Source organism: Streptococcus oralis, assembly GCF_019334565.1.
GTDB classification, from domain to species: domain Bacteria; phylum Bacillota; class Bacilli; order Lactobacillales; family Streptococcaceae; genus Streptococcus; species Streptococcus oralis_CR.
The window spans coordinates 1627484-1648730 of record NZ_CP079724.1 but is presented as its reverse complement, the minus strand read 5'-3'; the positions used below and the strand labels follow the sequence as shown (position 1 = coordinate 1648730).

The following is a 21247-nucleotide window of genomic DNA, read 5'->3' as shown; positions in this document are numbered from 1 at the left end:
ACTTAGTGGCTTCCTTTTTTTATCTTTAACTATTCATTTTTGCTGAATATAGTATACGAATTTGATCGCTAAGTTAGAAAAATACTAATTCTACCAAGAAAGAAAATATTCTAATTTGATAAATTAAAGTAAATAAAGGTTCCTAATTCCGTAGAAAAGTTAATAAAAATGAGCAAAAGATTCATAAATACACTTTTAGATAGAAAATTCAGAAAATTGACTCTTTTGCCTTGAAAATTTTTGAAAAAATGGTATGATAGTAACAAGCTATTTTTTTAAGAGAAGAGAAAGGGGAACAATGGAGAAAATCAGTTTAGAATCTCCTAAGACGGGGTCGGACCTAGTTTTGGAAACACTTCGGGACTTAGGGATTGATACCATTTTTGGTTATCCTGGTGGTGCGGTCTTACCTTTGTATGATGCGATATACAATTTTAAAGGTATTCGCCACATCTTAGGACGCCATGAGCAAGGTTGTTTGCACGAAGCTGAAGGATATGCCAAATCAACTGGAAAGTTGGGCGTTGCCGTCGTCACGAGTGGGCCGGGAGCAACAAATGCCATTACAGGGATTGCAGATGCCATGAGCGATAGCGTTCCCCTTTTGGTCTTTACAGGTCAGGTTGCGCGAGCTGGGATTGGGAAAGATGCCTTTCAGGAAGCAGACATCGTGGGGATTACCATGCCCATTACCAAGTACAATTACCAAGTTCGTGAGACAGCAGATATTCCTCGTATCATTACGGAAGCTGTCCATATCGCAACGACAGGTCGTCCAGGTCCTGTTGTGATTGACTTGCCAAAGGATGTATCAGCTCTAGAGACAGATTTCATCTATTCACCAGAGGTGAATTTACCAAGTTACCAACCGACGCTTGATCCGAATGACATGCAAATCAAGAAAATCTTGAAGCAATTGTCAAAAGCCAAGAAACCTGTTTTGTTAGCAGGCGGTGGTATCAGCTATGCGGAAGCTTCTAAGGAGCTCAATGAATTTGCTGAACGTTACCAAATTCCAGTAGTCACTAGTCTTTTGGGGCAAGGTACCATTGCAACGAGTCATCCGCTCTTCCTAGGGATGGGAGGCATGCACGGTTCTTTCGCAGCTAACATTGCAATGACGGAAGCGGACTTTATGATTAGTATTGGTTGCCGTTTCGATGACCGCTTGACTGGGAACCCTAAGACCTTCGCGAAGAATGCTAAGGTTGCCCATATCGATGTTGACCCAGCTGAGATTGGTAAGATTATCAGTGCAGATATTCCTGTAGTGGGGGATGCTAAGAAAGCCTTGCAGATGCTGCTCGCAGAACCAACTGTTCATAACAATACTGAAAAGTGGATTGAAAAAGTCACCAAGGACAAGAATCGAGTTCGTTCTTATGATAAGAAAGAACGTGTGGTTCAACCTCAGGCCGTTATTGAACGCATCGGTAAGTTGACAAATGGGGATGCCATTGTTGTCACAGACGTAGGGCAACACCAAATGTGGACAGCTCAGTATTATCCTTACCAAAATGAGCGTCAGTTAGTCACTTCAGGTGGCTTGGGTACCATGGGGTTCGGAGTTCCTGCAGCTATTGGAGCCAAGATTGCCAATCCAGAAAAAGAAGTTATCCTTTTTGTCGGTGATGGTGGCTTCCAAATGACTAACCAGGAACTAGCTATCCTAAACATCTACAAGGTGCCGATTAAGGTTGTCATGTTGAATAACCACTCACTAGGAATGGTTCGTCAGTGGCAGGAATCCTTCTATGAGGGTAGAACTTCCGAGTCAGTCTTTGATACACTTCCTGACTTCCAGCTGATGGCACAGGCCTACGGCATCAAAAACTATAAATTTGATAATCCAGAGACGATAGAGAAGGATCTAGAAGTCATTCTGGAGGATGTGCCCATGTTTATCGAGGTGGATATTTCTCGTAAGGAACAGGTATTACCGATGGTACCAGCTGGTAAGAGCAATCATGAGATGTTGGGGGTGCAGTTCCATGCGTAGAATGTTAACAGCTAGATTACAAAACCGTTCAGGAGTTTTGAATCGTTTTACAGGTGTCCTTTCTCGTCGTCAAGTCAATATTGAGAGTATCTCAGTTGGTGCGACAGAGAACCCCAATGTATCTCGCATCACCATCATTATTGATGTAGCTTCTCATGATGAAGTAGAGCAAATCATTAAACAGCTCAATCGTCAGATTGATGTGATTCGCATTCGAGATATCACAGATAAACCACACTTGGAAAGAGAAGTTATCTTGGTAAAAGTATCTGCTCCTGCTGAGAAGCGTGCAGAAATCTTGGCCATTATCCAACCTTTCCGTGCAACGGTAGTAGATGTGGCTCCAAGCTCAATCACCATCCAGATGACGGGAAATGCTGAAAAGAGTGAAGCTTTATTGCGAGTGATTCGACCATACGGCATTAAAAATATCGCTCGTACGGGTGCAACTGGATTTACCCGCGACTAATACTTTTTGATTTTCAATGAGTATAAAAAATAACTTAAATTTGTTAAACCAGCCTATAAGGCAATAAAAATAGAAAAGAGAGAAAAACTATGGCAGTTCAAATGGAATACGAAAAAGATGTTAAAGTAGCAGCGCTTGACGGTAAAAAAATCGCCGTAATCGGTTATGGTTCACAAGGACATGCGCATGCGCAAAACTTGCGTGATTCAGGTCGTGATGTCATCATCGGTGTGCGTCCAGGTAAATCTTTTGACAAAGCAAAAGAAGATGGATTTGACACTTACACAGTAGCAGAAGCAACTAAATTGGCTGACGTTATCATGATCTTGGCACCAGACGAAATCCAACAAGAATTGTACGAAGCAGAAATCGCTCCAAACTTGGAAGCTGGAAATGCAGTTGGATTTGCTCATGGTTTCAATATCCACTTTGAATTTATCAAAGTTCCTGCAGATGTAGATGTCTTCATGTGTGCTCCTAAAGGACCAGGACACTTGGTACGTCGTACTTACGAAGAAGGATTTGGTGTTCCAGCTCTTTACGCAGTTTACCAAGATGCAACAGGAAATGCTAAAAACATTGCTATGGACTGGTGTAAAGGTGTTGGGGCAGCTCGTGTTGGTTTGCTTGAAACAACTTACAAAGAAGAAACTGAAGAAGATCTCTTTGGTGAACAAGCTGTACTTTGTGGTGGTTTGACCGCCCTTATCGAAGCAGGTTTTGAAGTCTTGACAGAAGCAGGCTATGCCCCAGAATTGGCTTACTTTGAAGTTCTTCACGAAATGAAATTGATCGTTGACTTGATCTATGAAGGTGGATTCAAGAAAATGCGTCAATCTATTTCAAACACTGCTGAATACGGTGACTATGTATCAGGTCCACGTGTGATTACTGAGCAAGTTAAAGAAAACATGAAAGCTGTTTTGGCAGATATCCAAAATGGTAAATTTGCAAATGACTTTGTGAATGACTACAAGGCTGGTCGTCCAAAATTAACTGCTTACCGTGAACAAGCAGCTAACCTTGAAATTGAAAAAGTTGGTGCAGAATTGCGTAAAGCAATGCCTTTCGTTGGTAAAAACGACGACGACGCATTCAAAATCTACAATTAATTCTTGTAAAGAGAGACAGAAGGCGAGTTGGGGGTACCTAACTCGTTTTTTATCTTGAAAAGTACTTGAGGAGGAGACAATGCTAAGTGCAAAAGATGTGGTGAAAGCCCACAAAGTTTTGAGTGGTGTAGTAGTTGATACACCACTAGAATATGATCATTATTTATCAGAAAAATACCAAGCAAAGATTTATCTCAAAAAGGAGAATGCGCAACGAGTTCGCTCTTTTAAAATTCGTGGAGCCTATTATGCCATTTCTCAACTGTCAAAAGAAGAACGCGAGCGTGGTGTAGTCTGTGCCTCTGCGGGAAATCATGCCCAAGGTGTCGCCTATACTTGTAATGAGATGAAGATTCCTGCAACGATCTTTATGCCTATTACAACACCGCAACAAAAGATTGGGCAGGTTCGCTTTTTCGGTGGAGAGTTTGTGACAATCAAGTTGGTTGGGGATACCTTTGATGCTTCTGCTAAGGCAGCACAAGAATTTACATTGACAGAAAACCGCACCTTCATCGATCCTTTTGATGATGCGCATGTTCAGGCTGGTCAAGGGACTGTAGCCTATGAAATTCTTGAAGAAGCCCGTAAAGAGTCTATTGATTTTGATACAGTACTTGTACCAGTAGGTGGTGGCGGATTGATTGCCGGTGTTTCTACTTATATTAAGGAAACCAACCCGACTATTGAAGTGATCGGGGTAGAAGCTAATGGTGCTCGCTCTATGAAAGCTGCCTTTGAAGCTGGGGGACCAGTTAAACTCAAAGAAATTGATAAGTTCGCTGATGGGATAGCCGTACAGAAGGTTGGACAATTAACCTATGAAGCGACTCGTAAGAATGTTGAAACGCTGATTGGGGTGGACGAGGGATTGATTTCCGAAACCTTGATTGATCTTTATTCCAAACAAGGTATTGTAGCAGAACCAGCCGGAGCTGCCAGTGTTGCAGCCTTGGAAGTTTTATCAGACTATATCAAAGGCAAGACGATTTGTTGTATCATTTCTGGAGGAAATAACGATATCAACCGTATGCCGGAGATGGAAGAACGTGCCTTGATTTACGATGGAATCAAGCATTACTTTGTAGTGAATTTTCCACAACGTCCTGGAGCTCTCCGAGAGTTTGTAAATGATATTTTAGGGCCAAATGATGACATCACTCGTTTTGAATATATCAAACGAGCAAGCAAGGGGACAGGTCCTGTATTGATTGGGGTAGCTCTTGCCAATAAGCATGATTATGCTGGCTTGATTCATCGAATGGAAAAGTTTGACCCATCTTATATTAATTTGAATGGGAACGAAACGTTGTATAATATGCTAGTTTAAGCTAAAATAAAATTATTATCATATTATTTGCGTAATGGTAATGATGGTGCTATAATGAGGGTGACGAAAGGGGGAGATTCCCATGGTTTTACAAATTTTACTTGTTTTATTGTTTTTAGTGGTGATTGCATCAGTGATTATGGTTAGTTCTGTGTATGTGGTTCGACAACAATCTGTCGCTATCATAGAACGCTTTGGTAAATACCAAAAGTTGAGCAATAGTGGTATTCATTTACGAGCTCCTTTTGGGATTGATAGGATTGCAGCAAGAGTTCAACTACGCTTGTTGCAAAGTGAGATTGTTGTAGAGACAAAGACGCAAGATAATGTATTTGTAACGATGAATGTGGCAACTCAGTATCGAGTGAATGAAAATAATGTCACAGATGCTTATTATAAATTGATGCGTCCAGAAGCCCAGATTAAATCCTATATAGAAGATGCTTTGCGTTCATCTGTACCAAAGCTAACCCTAGATGAGTTGTTTGAGAAGAAGGATGAAATCGCCTTAGAAGTTCAAAAACAAGTGGCTGAAGAAATGTCTACATATGGGTATATCATTGTCAAAACGCTGATTACTAAGGTTGAACCTGATGCTGAAGTAAAACAATCAATGAATGAAATTAACGCGGCTCAACGTAAGAGAGTTGCGGCGCAAGAGCTTGCTGAAGCAGATAAGATTAAAATCGTGACCGCAGCAGAAGCTGAAGCAGAAAAAGATCGCCTACATGGTGTAGGGATTGCAGAGCAGCGTAAAGCAATTGTTGACGGACTAGCTGATTCTATCCAAGAGTTAAAGGGAGCCAATGTTGAGCTAACTGAAGAACAAATCATGTCTATCCTATTAACGAACCAGTATTTAGATACGTTGAATAATTTTGCAGATAAAGAGGGTAATAATACAATCTTCCTACCAGCAAATCCTAATGGAGTCGAGGACATAAGAACTCATATATTATCGGCTTTAAAAGCCAAATAAAAATATGCAGAATAATATAGTTGCAACGAATATATGTTTTTTTATTGACAAACGAAATAAAAACGTATACAATTAAGTATTGTAAAGAATAATTTAGGAGAAGAACATGGCTAAGTCGAACTTTGAAAAAGTAGAAGCAGTTGTTGGCTGGGTTCGTGATAAGAAAATCACAGGCTACCGTATCTCTAAAGAAACGAATGCGCGTGAAATGTCTATCATTGCTCTAGCACAAGGACGCGCAAAAGTTAAAAATATTTCATTTGAAACAGCTCTTGGTTTAATCGATTTCTATGAAAAAAATCATGAAAAATTTGAAGATTAAACTGTGGTCACAGGCAGATTCCTGAATCGAGTCTGCCTTTTCTTTACAATTACAAATTAAAAAGACTGCATTCTTTATGCAGTCTTTGTTTATTAGCTGAGATAGCGTTGAAGAAATTCTTTTGTCCGGTCTTCTTTAGGATTTGTAAAGAGTTCTTCAGGCCTGCCTTCTTCAGCAATGACACCCTTATCCATAAAGATGACACGGTGAGAGACATCGCGAGCGAATTCCATTTCGTGGGTTACGACGATCATGGTCAAGCCTTCTTGAGCCAAATCCTGCATAATTTTGAGGACTTCTCCAACCATTTCAGGGTCAAGAGCAGATGTTGGTTCGTCGAAGAGAATGGCATCAGGATTCATGGAGAGCGCGCGGGCGATAGCCACGCGTTGTTTCTGACCACCTGATAGTTGCTTCGGCTTGGCTTGCCAGTAACGTTCTCCCATGCCAACTTTTTCGAGATTCTCTTTGGCAATTTTTTCAGCTTCAGAGTGGTCGCGTTTGAGTACAGTCGTTTGGGCAACAATCGTATTTTCAAGGACATTCAGATTTTCAAAGAGATTGAAAGATTGGAAAACCATACCGAGTTTTTCACGATAATGGGTGAGGTTATAGCCTTTTTCTAAGACATTTTCTCCTCGATAGAGAATCTCTCCCTCTGTAGGTGTTTCGAGTAAATTAATTGAACGAAGGAAGGTTGATTTTCCACTTCCTGAGCTACCGATGATGGAAATAACCTCTCCTTTATGGACGGTGAGAGAAATGTCTTTTAGCACTTCGTTTTGCCCATATGATTTTTTGAGGTGTTTGATTTCAAGAATTGGTTGTGTCATTTTTTCAAATCCTCCGTTTGCATTTGGTTAGCACCTGTAGTGTAAGTATCCATGTCCATACGACGCTCGATGAAGCGTAGGATACGGGTCACAGTAAAGGTAAGGACAAAGTAAATCACGGCGATGATGGTAAAGGTCTGGAAGTATTGATAGGTTTGTGTTGCTACAGTATTTCCTGAGAAATAAAGCTCAACAACTGAAATAACGTTCAATACAGAGGTATCTTTGATATTGATGACAAACTCATTACCAGTAGCAGGTAGAATATTACGGACAACCTGAGGTAGGACAATCTTACGCATGGTTTGATTGTGGGTCATACCAAGAGCAGTTGCGGCTTCAAATTGTCCCTTGTCAACTGCTAGAATACCACCACGAACGATCTCTGTCATGTAGGCACCCGTGTTGATTGAGACGATGAAGATAGCGGCTAGTGTGCGGTCAAGGTTAATACCGAAAGCTTGGGCAGTTCCATAGTAGATAACCATGGATTGAACAATCATTGGTGTACCACGGAAGATTTCGATATAGACATTGAGAATCCAACCGACTAGTTTCTGTAGGGCGTACATTGCCTTGTTCTCAGATAGTGGAGCGGTACGGAAGACCCCAATCGCAAGTCCGATAAGGAGACCTGTGATGGTTCCGATAATGGAGATTAAGAGTGTGATACCAGCACCACGCAAGAGTTGTTGCCAGTTTTCAGAAAGGATCTTAGCGACTTGGCTAAAGAAACTACTTTCTTCCTCCGTTGTTGTAGACTCCACAGGTTGCTCTTTGATCATACGATCCATGAGGGCTACTTGCTCATCCTTTGAGATGGTTTCGATACTCGCATTGATTTGGCTGATACGGCTGTCATCTTTACGAAGTCCAATAGCAATAGCTGTATCTTCTTCGCCAGTTTTGAAACCTGGTTGAGGTTGGATCATTTTGAACTTAGCGTTAGCAGACTCAGCGGTCATTGCTTCAGGTCGTTCAGAAACATAGGCATCAATAACACCAGCCTCCAGAGCTTGACGCATTTGGGCGAAGTCACCCATAGCTGTTTCTTTTTTGGCACCTGGAATTTGGGAAATCAGGTCATAAAGATAAACACCTTGTTGAGACGTGATTTTTGCTCCGCTGAAATCCTCCAAAGAGTTGGCATTCGCGTAGGCAGAGTCCTTTTTTACCAATAGAACGGGTTCGCTTGTATAGTAACTGCTTGAAAAAGCAATTTGTTGTTTGCGTTCAGCGGTTGGGCTCATACCGGCAATGATCATATCGATTTTGCCAGAAGTAAGGGCTGGAACAAGTCCTTCCCATTTGGTTTTCACAACCAAAGGTTCCTTACCAAGGTCTTTGGCAATCTTTTTAGCGATTTGAATATCGTAGCCGTTGGCATATTGGTTGGTACCGTCGATTTTGACGGCGCCGTTACTATCGTCGTCTTGAGTCCAGTTGAAGGGAGCGTAAGCTGCCTCCATCCCGATGCGTAAATATTCGTCGGCTTGGACTTGGCTAACTAGTCCTAAGGTAAGGGCTAGGCTAGCAAGGATAGATAAGCATAATTTTTTCATGTTTTCTCCTATTTCTAGTCTAAAAATGACTCCCTCTATTGTATCTAAAAATAGTGAGATTTTCAATACAAGTAAGCCTTTACTTATAAAAAATGATATAATGGTAAAAAGATTGAAAGGGAACCGATTATGAAAAAAAGATGGCTGTTGGCTTTGGTATTTACTTATTTATTATTTATACCGAACCTGGTTTTTGCAGTAGACTTTGATATCTTATCCTATCAGGGTGATTTGAATATTCATGCAGATAATACTGCAATTTTTAAGGAAACAATTACCTACCGCTTTGGAGATGATTATAATGGTCAGTTAGTTGGACTCGGGAAAGCTGGGAAAATGCCAGAAGGATTTGACATTGATCCCGATCCGACCGTTCAGGTCTCTAAAAATGGAAGAATTGTTCAAAATGCTTCCTTCTATACTATGGAGGAAGAGGACGGTTACAAGGTAAAAATTTACAATGCTGGATATGCTGGAGATACTGTTCGGGTAACGGTTACCTGGAAACTAACAAACCTTCTCTTCTTATATAAGGATATCGCAGAGCTAAATTGGCAACCCTTGACCGATAGTACTGGAGACATCAAAGAGATTGAGTTTAAGGTCAGCTCTGATACTCCAGCAGAGAAACTCTATTTTCATGCAGGCCAACTCCTAAGGGACTCGAGTATTGAAAAAGTAAATAATCTCTATCATGTCAAAATGAAAGACCTTCCTAGAAAACGACAGATCGAATTACATGCTTACTGGCCGAGAAGTGCTTTTGCAGAAGCTCCAGATCAAGGATTAGAGGAAGAACGTTTAACCGATTTTAACCGGATTGAAAGCAATATAGCAACAGAAAAAGCGCAAAGTGAGATTTTGATGAAATGGGTATTTCCCGTCATTTTTATGAGTCTCTTACTTCTAGTTCCTCTCTTCTATAGGAAGTTCCGTCAGAGTACAAGCATTAAAAAGGTCTTTCCAAAAGATCATCGACTCTACGAACCACCGATGGATTTGCCTCCAATGGTTTTAGCAGAAGCAGTGTATTCAACCTCCTTAGAGGAAGTCAATCCCCTAAACAAATCAGGGTTTGGTAAATTTACTTTTGAACGTTTGATTCAGGCAACCTTGTTGGATTTAGTAGATCGAGGCCATTTATCTATTTTCCAAGGGGATGAGGAACCTTATGTGCGCATTATCAGTGAAAAGGGTTTGTCCAATTTTGAGAAGGAATGCCTGCGCATGACTTTGTCAAATAAGAAAGAATTGGCTATTTCAGAGCTCTTCCCTGATTACCAAGTTTCATCTTCCCTTTACCGTGGTGCCAAAGAGTCAGATGAAAAACATATCCGAGAAACAGGCTCGCGTCTTAAACGCTCTTTTGAAGGAAGACTTCAACGCATTCAGTCTTGTGTCAAGGATAAGGTCCATGTACTTCGTATCCCAAGCTATTATCGTCCTTTGACAGGTGAGGAACGCCGCCTTGCTCTCGGGATGCGGGTCTGTTCAGCTATAACAGCTCTAGGTGGATTGCTTTTCTTTTATTATAGTTGGCAAACACATGGCTTCTTTTCGATCCCGTTTCTACTTTTAGGATTGACAGGATTAGGGGCTAGTTTCTGGGTTTATCTTGCCACGCGAGGAGCCTATCGCGATGGAGTTCTAACAGAGGAAGGAGCGGAGATCTTCTATCTCTGGACGAGTTTTGAAAATATGCTTCGGGATATCGCTCATCTGGATCAGGCCGAGCTAGAGAGCATCGTCCTTTGGAACCGTCTACTGGTCTATGCGACTCTCTTTGGTTATGCCAAGAAGGTGAGCAAGTTAATGAAAGTCCGCCATATTCAGCTTGAAAATCCAGATTTGAATCTTTATGTAGCCTATGGTTGGCACTCACAGTTCTACACCTCAACTGCACAAATCAAGCAATATACTGCTGTCGCAAATACAGCTAGCAATTACTCTGTATCTTCTGGAAGTGGAAGTTCAGGTGGAGGATTCTCAGGAGGAGGTGGCGGTGGTAGCATCGGCGCCTTCTAAAAAACCTATCGCAACATCCGAAATTATGCTATAATAGAGGACAGAAAAAGGAGTAATGTATGTATTTTATTGAAATTTTGAAGTCAATCTTTTTTGGGATTGTTGAAGGAATTACAGAATGGTTGCCCATTTCAAGTACTGGCCACTTGATCTTGGTTGAAGAATTTGTACAATACAAGGACCAAAATGAAGCCTTCATGTCCATGTTTAATGTTGTCATTCAGCTTGGTGCCATTTTAGCAGTTATGGTCATTTACTTTAATAAGCTTAATCCCTTCAAACCTGGTAAAACTAAGGTAGAAGTTCGTAGAACTTGGCAATTGTGGTCAAAAGTCTTCGTTGCGACCTTGCCTTTGCTATTGGTTTTTAAATTAGATGATTGGTTTGATGCCAACTTCCATAACATGGTTTCAGTTGCAATCATGTTGATTATCTATGGTGTTGCCTTTATCTACCTTGAAAAACGAAATAAGGCGCAAGCCATTGAACCAACAGTAACAGAGCTTGACAAGCTGCCTTATAAAACAGCCCTTTACATTGGGCTCTTCCAAGTCCTCGCTCTTTTCTCAGGAACGAGCCGTTCAGGTGCGACGATTGTTGGTGGTTTGTTAAATGGAACGAGCCGCTCTGTCGTAACAGAGTTTACCTTCTATCTCGGAATTCCTGTTATGTTCGGAGCTAGTGCTTTAAAGATTTTCAAATTTATCAAAGCAGGTCAACTCTTGAGTTTTGGACAACTGTTCTTGCTCTTGGTTGCTATGGGTGTTGCCTTTGCGGTCAGCATGGTTGCCATTCGTTTCTTGACCAGCTATGTGAAGAAGCACGACTTTACACTCTTTGGTAAATACCGTATCGTACTCGGTAGTGTCTTGTTGCTCTATAGTTTTGTGCGTTTATTTGTATAAGTTAAAAATAAAATAGGATAGTTCGCCAAAAAAACATTTGGGGAACTATCCTATTTTTTTATAATCGTTTAGTTTATTTTTTATTACATCATTATATCGTCTTGTCCTACGTTTATCCACGGCTTTAAAAGTAAACGAAAAGATTGTATTTAATTTGATTGACTTAAAATTTCTTGGATCAAAGATTCATCAAAAATATCTAGTCCGAGGGATTGAAGCATAAATTGTAAAAAATAGATACGATCAACTATTTTTTCGGAAGAATTTTCAAAAATACTTCCTTCTACCCAAAAGTTAGTCAAAAGCAAGATTGTCTCGGCCGCTTCATTAGGGAAGGGGATGGGTTGAATGGACTGATCTTCTATTCCTTTTTTTATAATATCTGCAATAAGGGGAGTTCCTATACGCAGATTGTAACGGATAATAGTCAGCATGAACTCTGCATCAAGAGGCGCGTGATTCAACATTTCGTAGTTAGTTTTCTGACTTTTTAAACTAAACTGAAAGATTTCTTTGAGCTGTTCTCTTCCAGTTAAATGACTGGTGGATTCAAGCCAGTCTAGCAATTCCTTTTCCATCAATTGATAACGCTGTTTTAAAACTGCAAAAAAAATGTCATCTTTTGATTGAAAATGGTGATAAATGGCTCCTTTTGAAATACTAGCTGTTTGCGCTATGTTTTGTACACTTGTTTTTTCATAGCCGTTGTGAATAAAAAGCTGTGAAGCTGTTGATAAAATTTTTTCAATCATTGCTTGAGATTTTTCTGTTTTTGCGACCATTGAGTTCCTTCTCTCTGTTTTATTAAATTTATTTTATCAAAAAAAGAAGAAAAGGTAATATTTGAGCGTCTAACAAGCCTCCTTCTTAAGAAAACCACTCTACTTTTTTAATTTTGCTTCTATACGTTTGATGTGATACAAGTTTGAGAGAACTGAAATCCCACCGATGGTCATTATTCCTAAACCATTCCAAGGACTAAACAAAGTAGTGATGAGCCCACCAGTGATTGTAGCATACCCACATTTCACTCCCAAACGAGAAAGTCGGATACCACTCTCTCCTTGTGATAATCGATCAAACAGTTTTATTTGCAGTTTTATTTGCTTTTTTATTTGCTTTTGAATGGTTTCGTGATGACGTATTTGTTGTTGACGTACTCGTTGATTTTGTTTTTCAATAGAATCGATTGTTTTTTCTAGCATAGTTTTTTTCATGTTAAGTCCTTTCTTTTAAAAAAACCGACCAGATGGTATTTTTTATATTTTCTAGTTTAACAAATAAAAATGAAGGCGTCAACAGCTAACACTTATGAGAAAAAGTTTTTTAACTAGGAACTATTTGAAATCTATCTCACATTTTTAGTTTTAAGTGTTGGAGTTAATACTTAATTAAAACCAACTGTTCCTTTTCATTAATAAATTGTCAAATAATATTGTAGTCCAAGTATATATCCTTGTACAAATGCGGTAGGACATCAAACTAAACTATAACTCCTAAAAGCATTCAGTTTTCTAATAAAAGAGAGAGGGAATAAGAGGAAGAGGCTTTCTTGAATTAGGAATTATTAGAGTCTAAAAGGGGAATAATACTGATACAGTCTGCTGAATGTTGGTCAGCAATTTAAGATAGTACCTCAGACTGTCTTAGTGGTTAGCTATCACGATCTAAGAATTATTTTTAAAACAGAATGAGGCTGAAACACTTTTGTTCCAACCTCATTTGATTAAACCAATGCTCCCTCCGAGGATTTAAAATCCTGTCACCGTAATTCCTAGTAAACGGACACCTTTTTCTTTTTCAGCTAGCTCTTCGTAGAGTTGAAGGGCAGTTTGAGAAATCTGACTAGCGTCCTGTGTTGTTTGTGGAAGGCTTTTTCGTCTAGTCAGAGTGGAGAAGTCAGCATATCGTATTTTTAGGATAATGATTTTTCCAGCTTTGTCCTGCTTACTGAGATTGTGAGCTACTTTTTCAGAGAGAAGAGTCAGCTCTTTTTTGATATCTTCTTCATCCTGGAGAATTTTACCATAGGTTTTCTCCTTCCCGATTGATTTGCGGATGCGATTGGACTTGACTGGAGAATTGTGAATACCACGAGCTTTTCTATAAAGGTCAAAACCGAGTCTGCCAAAGCGATCGATTAAAGTAACTTCTGAGACGTCCAATAAGTCTGCACCAGTATAAATGCCCATTTCATGAAGCTTTTCTACTGTTTTCTTACCTACACCATGAAATTTAGCAATATCCATTTGTTTGAGAAAGTCTTGGGCTTGGTCAGGTAAAATCACTGTCAAACCATGTGGTTTTTTATAGTCACTAGCCATTTTAGCTAAGAATTTGTTATAAGAGACGCCTGCAGAAGCAGTCAGATGTAGCTCCTGCCAGATATCTTGTTGGATGAGGCGAGCTATTTTAACAGCTGACTTGATACCGAGTTTATTATCTGTCACATCCAAGTAGGCTTCGTCAATACTCATGGGTTCAATCAAATCAGTGTAGCGTTTAAAAATAGCTCGAATCTCAAGTCCAACTGCCTTATACTTTTCATAATTCCCGGAGATAAAGACGGCTTGGGGGCAACGCTCATAAGCTTCTTTAGAACTCATGGCAGAGTGAATACCAAAGGCTCGTGCCTCGTAGCTACAAGTAGAAACAACTCCTCGTCCGCCAGTTTGTCTAGGGTCGCTTCCAATGATGACAGGTTTTCCTTTTAATTTAGGATTGTCTCGCATTTCCACTGCAGCAAAAAAGGCATCCATGTCGATATGGATGATTTTTCTTGACAGATCATTAATCAATGGAAATATGAGCATTCCAATCCCTTTCTAGTGTCGTTTTCTATTTATTATACCCTTTTTTCTGAAAAAGTGGAAAAGTCTAACCTGACTTTCAAAAATATAATACAGATAAGGACGAAAAAGAGACTGTATTATAAAAGAAAGCGTCTAAAATGCCGGTTTTCTCTTGTTGAAATCGGTTACTGTATGGTATACTTGACTCATGAATGTAACAGATGGCTGTTACTAGAAAGAAAAATGAGGACATTAACATGGTTGTTAAGACAGTTGTTGAAGCACAAGACATTTTTGATAAAGCTTGGGAAGGCTTCAAAGGCGTAGATTGGAAAGAAAAAGCAAGTATTTCTCGCTTTGTTCAAGCTAACTACACACCTTATGATGGAGATGAAAGCTTCCTTGCTGGACCAACAGAACGTTCACTTCACATCAAAAAAATTGTAGAAGAAACTAAGGCTCACTACGAAGAAACTCGTTTCCCAATGGACACTCGTCCAACATCTATTGCTGATATTCCTGCCGGATTTATCGACAAAGAAAACGAATTGATCTTCGGTATCCAAAATGATGAACTCTTCAAATTGAACTTCATGCCAAAAGGTGGTATCCGTATGGCTGAAACTACTTTGAAAGAAAATGGATACGAACCAGATCCAGCTGTTCACGAAATCTTTACTAAATATGTAACAACAGTTAACGACGGTATCTTCCGTGCCTACACTTCAAACATCCGTCGTGCTCGCCACGCTCACACTGTAACTGGTCTTCCAGATGCATACTCACGTGGACGTATCATCGGTGTTTACGCACGTCTTGCTCTTTATGGTGCAGACTACTTGATGCAAGAAAAAGTAAACGACTGGAACTCAATCGAAGAAATCGATGAAGAGACAATCCGTCTTCGTGAAGAAATCAACCTTCAATACCAAGCATTGCAACAAGTTGTTCGCTTAGGTGACCTTTACGGGGTTGATGTTCGCAAACCAGCGATGAACGTGAAAGAAGCAATCCAATGGGTTAACATCGCTTTCATGGCTGTCTGCCGTGTGATTAATGGTGCCGCTACATCTCTAGGTCGTGTTCCAATCGTATTGGACATCTTTGCAGAACGTGACCTTGCTCGTGGTACATTTACTGAATCAGAAATCCAAGAGTTTGTTGATGATTTCGTTATGAAACTTCGTACAGTTAAATTTGCTCGTACAAAAGCTTATGACCAATTGTACTCAGGTGACCCAACCTTCATCACAACTTCTATGGCTGGTATGGGTAACGACGGTCGTCACCGTGTTACTAAGATGGACTACCGTTTCTTGAACACTCTTGACAACATCGGTAACTCACCAGAACCAAACTTGACAGTTCTTTGGACTGACAAATTGCCTTACAACTTCCGTCGCTACTGTATGCACATGAGCCACAAACACTCTTCTATCCAATACGAAGGTGTAACAACAATGGCTAAAGACGGATATGGTGAAATGAGCTGTATCTCATGCTGTGTGTCACCACTTGACCCAGAAAACGAAGATCAACGTCACAACATCCAGTACTTCGGTGCTCGTGTAAACGTTCTTAAAGCCCTTCTTACTGGTTTGAACGGTGGTTACGACGATGTTCACAAAGACTACAAGGTATTTGACATCGATCCTATCCGTGACGAAGTTCTTGAATTCGAATCAGTTAAAGCCAACTTCGAAAAATCTCTTGACTGGTTGACTGACACTTACGTAGATGCTTTGAACATCATCCACTACATGACTGACAAGTACAACTACGAAGCTGTTCAAATGGCCTTCTTGCCAACTAAACAACGTGCTAACATGGGATTCGGTATCTGTGGATTTGCTAACACTGTTGATACATTGTCAGCTATCAAATACGCTACCGTTAAACCAATCCGTGACGAAAATGGATACATCTACGATTACGAAACAATCGGTGAATACCCACGTTGGGGTGAAGATGACCCACGTTCAAACGAATTGGCAGAATGGTTGATCGAAGCTTATACAACTCGTCTACGTAGCCACAAACTTTACAAGAACGCTGAAGCTACAGTATCACTCTTGACAATCACATCTAACGTTGCTTACTCTAAACAAACTGGTAACTCACCAGTCCACAAAGGTGTGTACCTCAACGAAGATGGTTCTGTGAACTTGTCTAAACTTGAATTCTTCTCACCAGGTGCTAACCCATCTAACAAAGCTAAAGGTGGATGGTTGCAAAACTTGAACTCACTTGCTAGCCTTGACTTTGGTTACGCAGCTGACGGTATCTCATTGACAACTCAAGTTTCTCCACGTGCTCTTGGTAAGACTCGCGACGAACAAGTTGATAACTTGGTAACAATCCTTGATGGTTACTTCGAAAACGGTGGACAACACGTTAACTTGAACGTTATGGACTTGAACGATGTTTACGAAAAGATCATGTCAGGTGAAGACGTTATCGTACGTATCTCTGGATACTGTGTAAACACTAAATACCTCACTCCAGAACAAAAAACTGAATTGACACAACGTGTCTTCCACGAAGTTCTTTCAATGGATGACGCATTGAGCTAAGATTCAATTAGAATAATAAGAAAGCCAGTCTATAGGATTGGCTTTTTTCTACATATCATATGAAAAATACTGAGATATTTTGTTCATTATGGTGACAATGTGTTGAAATTTAAAAGTAAAATATTATAAAAACCCTATTTTCTGGTTATTAAACTTGAATAGATTGTATTGAAATGTTATAATATAATAGATAAACTCTAGTTAGTGATGGGGATTGTCAAAATGGTATGATGTAATCTCTTAGGGAGATTAGAAATAAAAATTTCATATAGAAAAGAGGAGAAGAAATGTCGAAAAGCAAAGTGTTAAAAATGCTTTCTAAATTTTCTGCGTTAGCTTTTGCTATTTTAGGGCTAGCATCTGTTTTGGTAGGCATTGTTAAAGCAGATAATCCTGTTTCAAAAGAATTAACACAAGTAATTACAGGCATTGATCTGTTAGATGCTTCAGATACTAAGCAAAATGTGAGTTCAGAAGGAGATTTCTCGCTTCGTACGAATTTAGCATATAAGCTTCGCGTGACCTTTGATCTCAAACAGTATAATGAACATCTGAATAATGGAGATTATTTTACCTTTGATATACCTGCTCCTATGGCAGTTTATGAGGGGAGTCAGGATTTAATTGATCCAACAACAAAAGTTACTATTGGAGAAGCTGAAGTGACTTCAAATGGTACTGATCAAGGTGGGAAAGCAAAAATCACCTTGAAAAATTTGGATAAATACCTAGAGAAAACTGGTGGAGATAAGGTAAAGGATGTGTCAGGGAATTTTTCTGTTACTTTTAGATTCTTAAAGGATCAGAATAAAACCCGCATAAACTTTAATTCATCCTCATTGAAGCAAGAAGTGACTCACATTTATTCCTCAAAAACAATCGATGGTCCCAAAGTTGGTACTGAAAATTATGCTAAAATTGGGGGTCGTGCTGCCCTTGAAAGTTGGAACTCTCCAAAACTGGCTGAGATTGGTTCGGTTAGCAAGGGAGATGCATGGTCTACCTGGCGTGTACGTGTAAATACAGAGAAACAAGACTTAGGACAAAATATTGTATTACATGATACTATACCAAATGATGATACTAGTTACACTCCTGCACAGTATATTCCTGAGACTCTAAAAGTGTATAAGGCAAATATCACTGTTGGGACTTCTGCTGTTCCAGATGATGCAGTTTTGTTAACTGAGGGACAAGACTATACCGTTTCGTGGAACGAAAACTATACTTCATTTGATATCATTTTTAAAGATGGAACGACCTCTTATATAGTCTCTTATAACACAACAACTCCTAATGATGGAAGTAAAGTAGGAAATAGGGTTGCTCTGTCATTGGCTGACGGGACTAAATTAGCACAGAATACAAGTCGTCCGGGAGCACTTGATATGACAGCTGAGGCGACATCTTTGATTTCTGGTACGATTGTAGCATCTACTGCTTATCAAATTAAGATTCATAAGACTGATGCCTTCACTCTTGCTCCAGTTTCGGGTGCGGTATATACTGTGACAGCAGCAGATGATGCAAGTGAAACAACAGAAGTGACTACGAATGAAAAAGGAGTAGCGCTTACGAAAACTTATGACCAGAAGTGGGAAGGTAAAACGTTTAAGATCAAAGAGAAGATTGCTCCAGCAGGTTATAAACTAGATGAAAAAGAGTATACAGTCAAACTCGGTGCTGCGGGTTCTACTATTCATCTTAAAGACGAACCTGTTCCAGCTGTATTCAATGTGACGGCTAAGAAAGTAGTAGAAGGACGTGCAGATAAGCTTCCAAAAGCAGATGAGTTTACCTTTAACTTGTTTACTGCAGAGAACTTGAAGGATCCAGTAGCCACAGCAAAATCAAAAGCTGATGGGACGATTACCTTTGAGAATCTCCAAGTAAAAGGCGCGGGAACTTATCACTACATCATCAAAGAGGACACTTCAACAGCAGTTGCAGGCGTTACATTTGATACAGAAGCCAAGGAAGTTACTGTAGCAGCAACTTTCCAAAGTGGAGTTTTAACAGCAACTGTCACATCTGCAGAACCAACTTTCACTAACACCTATAAAGCAACTCCAGCAAAAGAAATTATCAAAGCTACTAAAGTCTTGAACGGTAAAGAGCTTGAAGCTGATAAATACGAATTCGAGCTTAAAGAAGGTGACAAAGTCGTTGCGACAGCTAAAAACGCTACAGACGGTACTGTTACTTTCAAAGAAATCGAATACAATGAAGCAGGCGACCACACTTACACTATCTCAGAAAAAGCAGGTAGCGAAGCAGGTGTGACATACGACACTGCTACACATGAAGTGACAGTAAACGTTACAGATGACGGGCAAGGAAAACTTGTTGCAACTGTTACAGGTAACAACCCAACCTTCACCAACACATATAAAGCAGCTCCAGCAAAAATTGCTATTGAAGCTAAAAAAGTTTTGAACGGTAAAGAGCTAGAGATAGATGAGTTTGAGTTTGAACTGAAAGAGGGTGATAAGGTTGTTGCGACAGCAAAGAATGCTGCTGGTGGATTGATTCGTTTTTCTGAAATTAGCTATTCAACAGCAGGAGTATATAACTATACTATTACAGAAAAGGCTGGCAATAAACTTGGTGTAACTTATGATAAAACAGAACACTCAGCAACTGTAGAAGTCAAAGATAATGGCTCAGGTCAACTTGTCGCGACAGTTACAAGTGAAACACCAGTTTTCGTTAATGACTATAAAGCGGAACCTGCGCAGGCTACAATCAAGGCTAAGAAAGTCTTGAAAGGTAAAGCGCTTGAAGCTGATGCTTACACATTTGAACTGAAAGAAGGTTCAGACCTTGTAGCTACGGCTAAGAATACTGCCTCAGGAGAAGTTGTCTTCAACGTCACTTTCTCAGCAGCAGGCGATTGCGCTTACACTATTACTGAAAAAGCTGGTGACGATAAAACAATCACTTATGATCAAAATGCGTATGAAGTGTTCGTCACTGTTGCGGATAACGGTCAAGGTCAATTGGTTGCGACTGTAGAAGATGCGGATACAGAACGTGTCTTCACTAACACTTATACAGCACCAGTTCCACCGGCTCCAACAGCTACATCAGCAACACTTGAGTTTACGAAAGAATTGACTGGTCGTGCTTTGGTTGATGGTGAATTCCAATTTGAATTGTATGAAGGTACAGAATTACTTGATACAAAATCAAACCAAGCTGGAAAAGTAACATTTAAAGCAATCAACTATGATGCAGAAGGTGTTCATACTTATACTGTAAAAGAAGTGAATGCTGGAGCAACTGGTATTACTTACGACACAGAAAAGACTGCGGTGGTAAAAGTAACCAAAGATGCAGCAACCAACGCCTTGAAGGCAGCTGTTGAATATCCAGCAGGTAATGTCTTCAAGAATAGCTTCAAAGCACCAGCGGTAGAAGCTACGATTGAAGCAACTAAGAAACTTGAGGGTAAAGAACTTGTGGCTGACGCTTATACTTTCGAATTGAAAGAGAAAGGCGCCGTTGTAGCTACAGCTAAGAATACTGCCGAAGGTAAAGTAGCCTTTGTTCGTTCATTCGAAGAAGCAGGTACTCATACTTATACCTTGGTTGAAAAAGTTGGTACTGAAGAGGGTATTGAATACGATAAGACTGAGTACACTGTAACAGTCACTGTAGTTGCGGATGGTCAAGGTCTCTTGACTGCAAAGGTTTCGTATGCCGATGGTAAAGAAGTTGTATTTACAAATAAATACACTGTTCCAACACCAACACCAGAACCAAATCCAAATCCAGCTCCAAATAATCCAGGAACAACGCCAGATCCAGCACCAACACCAGATCCAACGCCAAATAATCCAGGAACAAATCCAACTCCAGGAACAGAACCAACTGATCCAGGACAAAAAGAGGATCCAAAACCAGCACCTCCAGCTACTGAGAATAAAGGTAAAGCTGAACTTCCAAACACAGGTGAAGCAACATCTATCTTCTCAGCAATTGGATTTGTAGTATTGGCATTGAGTGGATGGGTATTCTTCGTAAAACGTAAAGCTTAAGCTTTTGTAGAAGAAACATGAAACTTGGTCAGTGAGAATTCTACTTCTCTCTTAAACTTGATAGAGAAAGTCTCTAGAAAATTCGTTTTCTAGGGGCTTTTTTGTACTTCAAAAAATTTTTTAAAAAATAGTCAAATTTGGTCAAAAAACTATTGACTTTTACTGACCAATGTGATATAGTAGGAGCATAAGGAAAATGAATTCCTTAGAAAACTTCATTTTCAATGATTCTATTTCTTGAAAATGTACGATAGATACCCTAGAAAGGGGTGAGGCCTATGTTAAATCTAACAGATTTTGAAAAGA

Annotated in this window: 15 protein-coding genes; 10 read left to right on the top strand and 5 right to left on the bottom strand. The window is 39.8% G+C overall.

What is annotated here, in order from left to right:
• The first annotated feature begins 298 nt into the window (after nucleotides 1-298).
• From KX728_RS07955 to KX728_RS07930, 6 genes are all read left to right on the top strand, one after another.
• Entirely contained in the window at nucleotides 299-1999 is a 1701-nt protein-coding gene (locus KX728_RS07955) for an acetolactate synthase large subunit (protein WP_000411746.1), read from the top strand.
• A complete protein-coding gene (ilvN, locus tag KX728_RS07950) occupies nucleotides 1992-2468 on the top strand; it encodes an acetolactate synthase small subunit (RefSeq protein WP_001253813.1) in 477 nt (158 codons plus the stop codon). Before KX728_RS07955 ends, ilvN begins: the two co-directional genes overlap by 8 nt.
• Before the next feature lie 89 nt (nucleotides 2469-2557).
• Nucleotides 2558-3580, top strand: coding sequence for a ketol-acid reductoisomerase (gene ilvC, locus KX728_RS07945; RefSeq protein WP_000290683.1), 1023 nt, complete (start codon nucleotides 2558-2560; stop codon nucleotides 3578-3580).
• A 79-nt stretch (nucleotides 3581-3659) separates the two neighbouring features.
• The gene (gene ilvA / locus KX728_RS07940; protein WP_000947300.1) at nucleotides 3660-4910 is read left to right on the top strand and encodes a threonine ammonia-lyase IlvA; all 1251 of its coding nucleotides are present in this window, start codon (nucleotides 3660-3662) and stop codon (nucleotides 4908-4910) included.
• An 82-nt stretch (nucleotides 4911-4992) separates the two neighbouring features.
• Nucleotides 4993-5889: an SPFH domain-containing protein gene (locus KX728_RS07935; RefSeq protein WP_000244062.1), complete on the top strand. Its 897-nt coding sequence runs from the start codon at nucleotides 4993-4995 to the stop codon at nucleotides 5887-5889.
• 106 nt (nucleotides 5890-5995) lie between these two features.
• Nucleotides 5996-6211, top strand: a complete 216-nt coding sequence (locus tag KX728_RS07930) for a capsule biosynthesis transcriptional regulator (RefSeq protein ID WP_001130031.1) — start codon at nucleotides 5996-5998, stop codon at nucleotides 6209-6211.
• A 92-nt stretch (nucleotides 6212-6303) separates the two neighbouring features.
• On the opposite strand, the gene KX728_RS07925 is transcribed toward KX728_RS07930, so the two are convergent.
• The gene (locus KX728_RS07925; protein WP_045593084.1) at nucleotides 6304-7044 is read right to left on the bottom strand and encodes an amino acid ABC transporter ATP-binding protein; all 741 of its coding nucleotides are present in this window, start codon (nucleotides 7042-7044) and stop codon (nucleotides 6304-6306) included.
• Nucleotides 7041-8606 (bottom strand): ABC transporter substrate-binding protein/permease, encoded by a 1566-nt coding sequence (locus KX728_RS07920; RefSeq protein WP_215804325.1) that lies wholly within the window; start codon nucleotides 8604-8606, stop codon nucleotides 7041-7043. Before KX728_RS07920 ends, KX728_RS07925 begins: the two co-directional genes overlap by 4 nt.
• A 129-nt stretch (nucleotides 8607-8735) precedes the next feature.
• Here KX728_RS07920 and KX728_RS07915 point away from each other — a divergent pair, with 129 nt between their 5' ends.
• A complete protein-coding gene (locus tag KX728_RS07915) occupies nucleotides 8736-10631 on the top strand; it encodes a DUF2207 domain-containing protein (RefSeq protein WP_215804326.1) in 1896 nt (631 codons plus the stop codon).
• 59 nt (nucleotides 10632-10690) lie between these two features.
• On the top strand, nucleotides 10691-11536 hold the full coding sequence (locus tag KX728_RS07910) for an undecaprenyl-diphosphate phosphatase (RefSeq protein ID WP_215804327.1): 846 nt from the start codon (nucleotides 10691-10693) through the stop codon (nucleotides 11534-11536).
• A gap of 149 nt (nucleotides 11537-11685) precedes the next feature.
• On the opposite strand, the gene KX728_RS07905 is transcribed toward KX728_RS07910, so the two are convergent.
• From KX728_RS07905 to dinB, 3 genes are all read right to left on the bottom strand, one after another.
• Entirely contained in the window at nucleotides 11686-12318 is a 633-nt protein-coding gene (locus tag KX728_RS07905) for a TetR/AcrR family transcriptional regulator (protein WP_215804328.1), read from the bottom strand.
• A gap of 99 nt (nucleotides 12319-12417) precedes the next feature.
• On the bottom strand, nucleotides 12418-12753 hold the full coding sequence (locus tag KX728_RS07900; protein ID WP_215804329.1) for a hypothetical protein: 336 nt from the start codon (nucleotides 12751-12753) through the stop codon (nucleotides 12418-12420).
• Between the two features lie 534 nt (nucleotides 12754-13287).
• Nucleotides 13288-14349: a DNA polymerase IV gene (gene dinB, locus KX728_RS07895; protein WP_215804330.1), complete on the bottom strand. Its 1062-nt coding sequence runs from the start codon at nucleotides 14347-14349 to the stop codon at nucleotides 13288-13290.
• 236 nt (nucleotides 14350-14585) lie between these two features.
• Here dinB and pflB point away from each other — a divergent pair, with 236 nt between their 5' ends.
• Together pflB and KX728_RS07885 are read left to right on the top strand one after the other, a co-directional pair.
• On the top strand, nucleotides 14586-16901 hold the full coding sequence (gene pflB / locus KX728_RS07890; protein WP_215804948.1) for a formate C-acetyltransferase: 2316 nt from the start codon (nucleotides 14586-14588) through the stop codon (nucleotides 16899-16901).
• Between the two features lie 287 nt (nucleotides 16902-17188).
• A complete protein-coding gene (locus tag KX728_RS07885) occupies nucleotides 17189-20941 on the top strand; it encodes a Spy0128 family protein (RefSeq protein ID WP_219108624.1) in 3753 nt (1250 codons plus the stop codon).
• The last annotated feature ends 306 nt before the right edge of the window (nucleotides 20942-21247 follow it).

Coding starts and splice junctions, on each gene's coding strand:
- pflB (WP_215804948.1), top strand. CDS start 14,586: ATGGTTGTTAAGACAGTTGTTGAAGCACAAGACATTTTTGATAAAGCT.
- ilvC (WP_000290683.1), top strand. CDS start 2,558: ATGGCAGTTCAAATGGAATACGAAAAAGATGTTAAAGTAGCAGCGCTT.
- KX728_RS07930 (WP_001130031.1), top strand. CDS start 5,996: ATGGCTAAGTCGAACTTTGAAAAAGTAGAAGCAGTTGTTGGCTGGGTT.
- KX728_RS07905 (WP_215804328.1), bottom strand. CDS start 12,318: ATGGTCGCAAAAACAGAAAAATCTCAAGCAATGATTGAAAAAATTTTA.
- KX728_RS07885 (WP_219108624.1), top strand. CDS start 17,189: ATGTCGAAAAGCAAAGTGTTAAAAATGCTTTCTAAATTTTCTGCGTTA.
- KX728_RS07955 (WP_000411746.1), top strand. CDS start 299: ATGGAGAAAATCAGTTTAGAATCTCCTAAGACGGGGTCGGACCTAGTT.
- dinB (WP_215804330.1), bottom strand. CDS start 14,349: ATGCTCATATTTCCATTGATTAATGATCTGTCAAGAAAAATCATCCAT.
- ilvN (WP_001253813.1), top strand. CDS start 1,992: ATGCGTAGAATGTTAACAGCTAGATTACAAAACCGTTCAGGAGTTTTG.
- KX728_RS07900 (WP_215804329.1), bottom strand. CDS start 12,753: ATGAAAAAAACTATGCTAGAAAAAACAATCGATTCTATTGAAAAACAA.
- ilvA (WP_000947300.1), top strand. CDS start 3,660: ATGCTAAGTGCAAAAGATGTGGTGAAAGCCCACAAAGTTTTGAGTGGT.
- KX728_RS07935 (WP_000244062.1), top strand. CDS start 4,993: ATGGTTTTACAAATTTTACTTGTTTTATTGTTTTTAGTGGTGATTGCA.
- KX728_RS07910 (WP_215804327.1), top strand. CDS start 10,691: ATGTATTTTATTGAAATTTTGAAGTCAATCTTTTTTGGGATTGTTGAA.
- KX728_RS07925 (WP_045593084.1), bottom strand. CDS start 7,044: ATGACACAACCAATTCTTGAAATCAAACACCTCAAAAAATCATATGGG.
- KX728_RS07920 (WP_215804325.1), bottom strand. CDS start 8,606: ATGAAAAAATTATGCTTATCTATCCTTGCTAGCCTAGCCCTTACCTTA.
- KX728_RS07915 (WP_215804326.1), top strand. CDS start 8,736: ATGAAAAAAAGATGGCTGTTGGCTTTGGTATTTACTTATTTATTATTT.